This window comes from Deinococcus rhizophilus (genome assembly GCF_030271215.1).
GTDB lineage: Bacteria > Deinococcota > Deinococci > Deinococcales > Deinococcaceae > Deinococcus > Deinococcus rhizophilus.
In genome coordinates, this window is record NZ_JASNGB010000145.1 from 1 (window position 1) to 7,485 (window position 7,485).

The 7,485-nt window shown below is 73.2% G+C and carries 4 protein-coding genes and 1 pseudogene; 4 read left to right on the forward strand and 1 reads right to left on the reverse strand.

Features of this window, described 5'->3' with window-relative positions:
* Positions 1-1,378 (reverse strand): annotated as a pseudogene (locus QOL99_RS13035) (hypothetical protein); the annotation flags it as partial.
* A 488-nt stretch (positions 1,379-1,866) separates the two neighbouring features.
* On the opposite strand from QOL99_RS13035, the gene QOL99_RS13040 reads away from it, so the two are divergent.
* The 4 genes from QOL99_RS13040 to QOL99_RS13055 all read left to right on the forward strand — a co-directional run.
* Positions 1,867-2,802 (forward strand): hypothetical protein, encoded by a 936-nt coding sequence (locus QOL99_RS13040; RefSeq protein ID WP_285524437.1) that lies wholly within the window; start codon positions 1,867-1,869, stop codon positions 2,800-2,802.
* Positions 2,803-2,915: 113 nt separating this feature from the next.
* Complete coding sequence (locus tag QOL99_RS13045; RefSeq protein ID WP_285524438.1) at positions 2,916-3,788, forward strand: hypothetical protein; 873 nt, start codon at positions 2,916-2,918, stop codon at positions 3,786-3,788.
* Positions 3,789-4,066: 278 nt separating this feature from the next.
* A complete protein-coding gene (locus tag QOL99_RS13050; protein ID WP_285524440.1) occupies positions 4,067-4,633 on the forward strand; it encodes a hypothetical protein in 567 nt (188 codons plus the stop codon).
* 182 nt (positions 4,634-4,815) lie between these two features.
* A partial coding sequence (locus QOL99_RS13055; RefSeq protein ID WP_285524441.1) for a COG1361 family protein occupies positions 4,816-7,485 on the forward strand: 2,670 nt, incomplete at its 3' end.

Sequence of the window (7,485 nt, forward strand, 5' to 3'; positions counted from 1 at the left end):
TGGCCGCGAGGTCCGGCGTGATGGGGCCGTAGACCTGCGCGAGCCGCGCGAACGCCTGACGCTCATCGGCGGGCCGGGCCGACAGCTCGGCGAGCAGCAGTTCGGCCACGGGCGCGGGCAGGCGGTGGTCGGGCGCGGGGGGAGTGCGCTCCAGCAGGGCCTGCAGGTAGGGCAGCGACCCCTCGGTGCACTGCACCAGCCGGGCGGCCAGGCCGTCGCCCCCCGGGGGTGCCTGCGGGCCACGGGCGTGCAGCATCCGGGTGACTTCCTCCACGCCCAGCGGCCTCAGGGCCATCACGTGCAGCTGGGGACCGGCGGCGTGCCGCAGCAGGGGCGCCAGCGGGCGGGGGCTCAGGTGCGGGGGCGAGGCGTCCAGCACCACCACCGCGAGGGTGCAGGGCAGGTCGAGCGCGGTGCTCACCAGCGGCACCCACCACGGGTCCTCCGGCGAGGGGTCATGCAGCACCAGCAGCAGCGGCGTGGTCACGGCACCCAGCAGCTCGGTGATTTCCAGCGGGCTGTCCGGCTCCGGGCGCCGGGGGACCCCGCTGCCGGGGGGCAGCAGGCGCCGCAGCTGGGTCACCAGCGCCGCGCGGCACAGCGGGCCGCCGCTGCCCGCGTGAACCTGCACGGTCTGCCACGCGCTGCCCTGCACCAGCGTGTTCAGCATCTCGCGCCGGGTTCCGGCCTCGCCGTGCAGCAGCACCAGCTGGGGCTGCCCCGTGGCCCGGCCCAGCACCTCGCGCCACTGGGCCTGCTGCTCGGGCCACAGCGTCAGCGCCCCTTGCGGCGGGCGCAGGGTGCCCAGTTCCAGGCCCAGGGCCCCGGCCCGCGCCAGGATCAGCCGCACGCTGGCCTGATCGCCCCGCGCCGCCAGCACCGAGGCCGCCTGCGAGAGCCGCGCCTCCACCCGGTCTTGCAGGGCGCTGCGCTGGGTGTCCAGCCAGTCACGAAAGGCGGTGGTGCCCAGGTCCTCGAGGCCGCTGAGCGCCGGGCCGCGCAGCAAGGAGAGCCACCCGGAGACCTCGCACTCGCTGCGGAAGTCGTCCGGCACCGCCTCCCAGTCCTCCAGATCGGTGCGGCAGCGCAACGAGAGCATCGGCTGGCGCGGCGGCAGCAGCCCCACGCCCCGGCGCCGCAGCCGCAGCAGCTCGACCCTCAGGTTGCCCAGCGCGTCCGGCGTGTCCCACAGCAGCGCGGCCAGGTGTTCGCGGTGGTGGGCGCGGCCCCCAAGCACGAGGTAGGTCACCAGCGCCAGCCCCTTGTGAAACAGCGGCACCACGTCGCTGCCGTCGTGCAGGGCGACGTGGCCCAGCACCTGTAGCCGCCAGTCCGGCTCGGCGTTCGTGGACATGGGGAGTTGCGGCGACGGCGTCACGTTCTGCCCCCAGGGAACCGGGTATGCAGGTGGGGCCCCGCACACGCGTGAAGAGCGAATCGGGAGGCGGAGGGCGACCCCAGGGAGGGACCGCCGCCCGGCCAACAGGCACCAGGAACACCCCCAGCTTACGCCTTCATGTGCCCTTCGTGAAGGCAGCATGTCCGTTGCGTGTCTGGAGGGCGAAGCTGGGTGGGCAGTGCGGACAGGCACTGGCAGGCGGGCGGGTCGGCGGTCCTGCGCGGGAACGTGTCAGAGCGGGGGTTCCCGTTCTCCTGGAGTCCTCATGTGGTCATCAACAGGGGGGAGGCGGAGGGGAGGAGCCGGGCCGAGGAAGGGGCGAGACGTGGCCCCGGACCTCAAGTGCAGATGTGACTGTCTCAACCGATCCTTCACGCTGCTGTAACGCGGCTCTTCTTACAGTGCGCTTGCACGGCAAAGGGACGGGGGCGTGCCCCACGAACTCCACCCAGGAGGAGCACTGGCGAATGACCGGACATCCCTCGAGCGAGATTCTCGGCCACCTGTTCGACCCACCGCAGATGCACGCCACAAGGAGAGCCACCATGCGTACCCGCTGGATGACCGCCACCCTGATGCTGCTCGCCAGTGTCGCCGGAGCGCAGACCATCAACCCCACCACCGGCTCGGGACCGGACGCCGTGAACATGGGCACCACCAGCGCCCAGGTCCAGCAGACCGTGAACCTCAAGCTGCCCGAGGCCACCGCGCTGCACCTCGACGCGACGCAGCTGGTCTTCGACATCTCCCAGCTGGGCAACCAGGACAGCACCTGGTACTGCGCCTACGGCCTGGGAGCCGATGAGCGCACTGCACTCGGCAACGACTTCTGGGGCCAGACCCAGGTTCTGCCGCTGCGCACCTCCTACTCGCCCGACGGGGACTTCGGCAAGATCCGCATCAACGCGGGTCCCCAGGTCACCCAGTACCCGCCCGTGCGGACGGCCGAGGGCGGCGAGCTGGTCGAGGGCAGCAAGGACTACTTCGTCTGCTACCGGAGCTTCATCATCCAGAAGTTCTCGAACGTGGGCGGCTTCAAGCTCAGCGTGCAGCGGGACAACCCCGGCGCCGGGGCCCTGGGCAACCAGCTGATGTACATCCAGGACAACCCCTGCGACTTCTGGGGCGACGTGACCGGCCTGTACGATCTGCCCCCGGGCGCGACCCGCGAGCTGATTCCCCGCCGCATGACGGTGGGCACCACCGGAGCGCGGGCGGCAGCCAGCAGCGGCAGCACCACGGCCCGGCCCGCCGGACCCTCCAAGTGCCGCGCCAACACCAGCTGGCTCGATGACCTGGTGGTCGTGGCGGTCGTGGTCGACGGTGACCGCGCGGGCGAGAACATCGCCACGCTGACCTACACCCTGACCTCCAACACCGCTGGCTTCGCCACGGGCAACTGAACCCCGCTGGGGGGCACTGCGGTCACGCGCCGCGCTGCCCCCTGTTGCCCGGCACCCCCCCCCGTCCCAGGAGGCTTCTCCCCCTGCGCATTCTTGCCCGACTGCTCGCCTGCTTGCTGGCGCTGACGGCCCTGGCTTCGGCCCAGGGCACGATTGGTGTGGACCCGATCACGCGGCACTACACGGTCACGCCGGGCCAGACGGTCACGCAGGTGCTGAACATCTACAACCCCAACCAGACCGCCGTGCGGCTCAAGGTCGCCGCCTACCTGATGGACATGAATATCAGCGAGGTGGGCGAGAGCCAGTTTCTGCCGGTGGGCAGCGTGAAGGAAAGCAGCGCCCCGTGGACCAGCGTGTCGCCGGGCGAACTGGACCTGGGCGGGCGGGAGACCAAGCAGGTGCGCTACACCATTCAGGTGCCTGCCGGGGCCGCGCCCGGCACCCACTGGGCCGTGCTGATGTTCGAGGGCCAGGAACCGGCGGCGGTGCCGGGCAAGACGCTGGCCAGCTTCCGGCTGCGGGTGGGACACACCATGTACGTGCATGTGCAGCCCATGACCACCGCCGGGAGCATCACCGGCATCTTCGAGAACGTGCCCAGAACCGACACCGGGGCCTATGAGCTGGCCGTGCAGTACACCAACTCCGGCACCTCGGCGGTGGCGGTGCAGGGCCGGGTCGAGCTGCGCGACGCGGCGGGCACCCTGGTGGCGACCCTGCCGCTGGACATCGCGGTGGCCCTGCCGGGCCGCAGCCTGCTGCTGCGTTCCGCGTGGGCCGGGCCGGTGCCCAGGGGGCAATACACCGCCCTGGTGATCCTGAACAACGGCCAGAAGAACAAAGACATTCTCGCCGAGCATGTGGTGAGTCTGCCCTTCGATCTCAAGGCGGCCGCGCCCGCGCCCGCGCCTGCCCCGCCGACGTCGCCGCCGCCCCCTCCCGGCGCGGGCAGTGCCGGAGGCGCCGGAGGAGGCCGACCATGATTCCCCGTTCACGAGCGCCGGAGAAGTTGTCCGCATTCCACCGTGAGAGGAAGGGCACCCTTCACGGNGGGCAGTGCCGGAGGCGCCGGAGGAGGCCGACCATGATTCCCCGTTCACGAGCGCCGGAGAAGTTGTCCGCATTCCACCGTGAGAGGAAGGGCACCCTTCACGGCTCCATTCTCTCCTGCGGAGCTGTGCCAGTCCCACAGCCTCGGCAAAACCCGCTCGCTCTCCTGCGGAGCCTTGCCCGTCCGCTCGGTCAACAAGAAGGTCCCTGTTTGACAAGTGCTCCAGACACCCGCAGGAGCCGCCGCGCCGGTCCCGCCGTTCTGCTGGCGGCGGCCCTGTGGGGGAGCGCCGCCGCGCAGGGAGGCCTGCCGTTTCCCGCGCTGCCGCTGCCGGGTCCGGCCCCGGCCCAGACGGACGCGCTGCTGCGCCCGCTGATTCCCGACCTGATCGTGCTGCGGCGGCCTGCGGTCACGGAGGTGACGTTCGACCTGGGACCCGCCAACTATCCCCCCGCGCAGTTCCCGGCCCGCTACTTTGCCCCGGCGCAGGCGTTCGGCGTGTTCTCCAGCTCGGCCCGGCCGTGGACGGTGCAGCTGGAGGTGCGGTCGCAGCCGGACGTGCGGGGCCGCACGCTGCCGCTGCCGGGGCTGAACTTCCGGGTCAACGGTGGCCCCTGGGTGCAGGTCACCCCCGGTCCCCAGGTGGTCCTGAGCGGCAGCGGTCCGTCGGCCGGGTGGCTGCCGCTCAGCGTCGAGTTCGCGCTGGACCTGACCGGCGCGGAGGCGGGCGGCGGCTACCTCTTCGACATGACCTTCACCGCGCTGGCGCTGCCCTGACACGGATTCCGGTCAGGGCCCGCAGGAACCGGTGGCCGGGAACGGATGGGACCGGACACCGCAGGAAGCTCCCCCCGGCTCTGCCCCTTCCCCGGTTCCCAATCCCGGGGGCTGGCCCGGAGCCGCCAGGCGCTCCCCACCGAGCTTCCCGCCAAGCTCCCCACCGAAGGTGAGGCCCCTGTATGTCCCGCCCCCTGCTTCTCCTGGCCTGGTTGCTGCTGGCTCCCCCGGCCCTCCCGGCGCTGACCCCCCCCGCATTGGCCCAGTCGGGACCGCCGACGGTGAGTGCTCCCGCCCCCCGCGAGGCGGCGCCGAACAGCTACGTCACCCTGACCTTCGCCGCCGAGGGCCAGGGCGAATTCACCTTCGAGGTGGACAGCCCGCCCGACTGGGTGCCGGTCACCCGGCGGCGCACCCTGACCCTGCGCGGCCGCACCCTGGTGCCCGTGAGTTTCCGGGTGCCGGGACTGGCCCCGGTGGGGGCCTCGCCGCCGCTGACCCTGCGGGTGCTGCAGGGGGAGCGCGAGGTCGCCCGCGCCCAGGCGACCGTGCAGGTGCTGGCCCAGGCGCGGGTGGCGCTGCGCAGCCCGCTGGCGGTGGAGGCCACGCCCGGCGAGACGCTGAGCGTGCCGGTGGAGGTCCGCAACCTCGGCAACGAGGCCGACACGGTGCGGCTGCGGGTCACCAACGTGGACGGCCGCCCGCAGCTCAGCGTGCCGGAAGTGCGGCTGGCCCCCGGCGAGGCGACGACCGTGACCGTCTCGCTGGACGCGGGGCAGGTCTCGGAAGGCTACCGCTACGTGCTGTTCGTGGAGGCGGCCTCGGCCCGTGACCCGGAGGCGCGGGCCACCACCCGCACCGACGCGGTCTACCTCACGGCGGCGGGGCAGCAGGCCGCCGCGCTGGAAGGGCCCAGCCTGCTGTTCCGGGTCCGCACCTCGGCCGAGGCCGGGGTGACGTGGTCGCCCGGGGGCACCGACTGGACCGTGAGCTACGCCCTGCAGCCCACCCTGAGCGGGGCGCTGTCGGATTACGTGCGCGGCACGGCGGGCGTCTCGGGGCTCACGGGGGACCGGGGGTCGCCGCTGCCGCAGGGGACCGCCTTCGGCCTTCAGCTGGGCGCCGGGCGCTGGGTCGCCAACCTGGCGCTGGGAGCGGGTGGAGGCCAGCTGGAGGGCACGGTGCTGTGGGGCGCGTGGCGGGTCAGCCCCCGGGTGCAGTACACCCGGCTGCCGGACGGCCGCGTCCTGGGCGCCGGGGTGCGGGCCAGCACCCAGCTCGCGGGCGGCGGGCTGGAATTCGACGCCGGGACCTCGCTGGTGAGCCGCGGCGACGACGAGCGGCGCACCGACCTGATCGGCGTGCGCTACGTCCGGGTGCTGAGCCCCGGCCTGGGCCTGTCGCTGGGGGTCGCGGGCGTGGGCCAGAGCGAGAACGGCCTCTACCAGAGCAGTCTCTTCTGGACCCAGCAGCTCAGCTACCAGGGCGACGGCTTCGACCTGACCCAGAGCTACAGCGGCAGCCCCGGTGGGGTCCACGTCTTCGGGCTCACCGGGGGGTTGACCCGGCTGGCTCCCTTCGGGGTGCGGGCGGCGGCGGCGGTGCAGCTGCAGCCCGGCGGGGCGGTCTGGAGCGGGTCGGGGGTGCTGCTCTACAGCGGTCCCGGCGGCCTGGGCGCCAGCCTGTCCGGGCGGGTGGAGGGCGGCACGCTCCCCGACTCCGGGTCTGACTCTGAGCCTGACTCCGGGCTGGAATGGAGCGTGTCGGCCGGGATCGTCTCGCCCACCTTCGGGATGGCGGGCGGGTCGCTGCGGGCCTCGGGCCTCTACACGGTGGGGTCGGACGACGACGTGCCGGGGGCGCTGGCCCAGCAGGCGGCGGTGGGCGCGGCGCTGATCCGTGGCCCCGTGAAGGCCACCGGGCAAGTGGCCTGGCAGCGCGACCCCGAGCCGGGGGGGCCGCCCAACGAGCGGCTGTCCGGGGCGCTGCAGGTGGACTACCGTCCGGGGCAGGACGACTTCGCCGTGCGCTACGTCTTCGAGCGCCGGGTGGAGGGCGGGGCCGACCCCGTGACCACCCACGGCCTGGGCCTGCGCTGGGAGCGGCAGTGGACCCCGCGCCTGAGCAGCACCTTCGACTACGCCCGCAGCTGGACGGTGCAGCCGCAGAGTCTGGCGACCGCCGACCTGCTGGGCGTGAGCCTGGGGGTGCGGGACGTGGGCGTGCAGGGCCTGAACCTCAGCGCGGGCTACCGCCTGCAGGCGCCGCAGGGCCTGGGGTCGGGCAACCTGACCCACGCGGTGCGTCTGGGCGTGAGCTACGACGTTCGCCGGGCCTTTGCCACCCCCGACGCCATGGTCAACCTGTTCGGCGGGCGCATCGGCGGCGAGGTGCGCGGCACGCTCTACCGCGACGTGAACCTCAGCGGCACCCGCGACCCGGACGAGCCCCCGCTCGCCGGGGTGACGGTCGAGATCGGCGGCGCCAGGGGCGTGTCCGGTCCACAGGGGCAGTACCTGGTGCGTGCCCCGGTGGGCGAGCACGCCCTGAGCTTCCCCGCCGGACTGCCCGCGACCGTCGAGGCGCTGGAACCCGCCGCGGTCAAGGTCACCGAGAACGGCCGCGCCGAGCGCGACGTCGCCTTTGCTCCCGTCACGGCGCTCGAGGCGCTGGTCTTCCATGACGTCAACCGCAGCGGCACCCTGGACCCCGGCGAGGACCCGCTGCCGTATACCGGCGTGGTGCTGAGCGGCCCGGTCTCCCGCCAGTCGCAGGCGGACGCCCGCGGCACCGCGCGGCTGGGGGGCCTGCCCGCCGGGCCGTACAGCCTGGCCCTGGACCCCGCGCGGCTT

Bases quoted from the DNA above. Each gene is read 5' to 3' on its own strand.
- QOL99_RS13040 (WP_285524437.1), top strand. From the start codon at position 1,867: ATGACCGGACATCCCTCGAGCGAGATTCTCGGCCACCTGTTCGACCCA.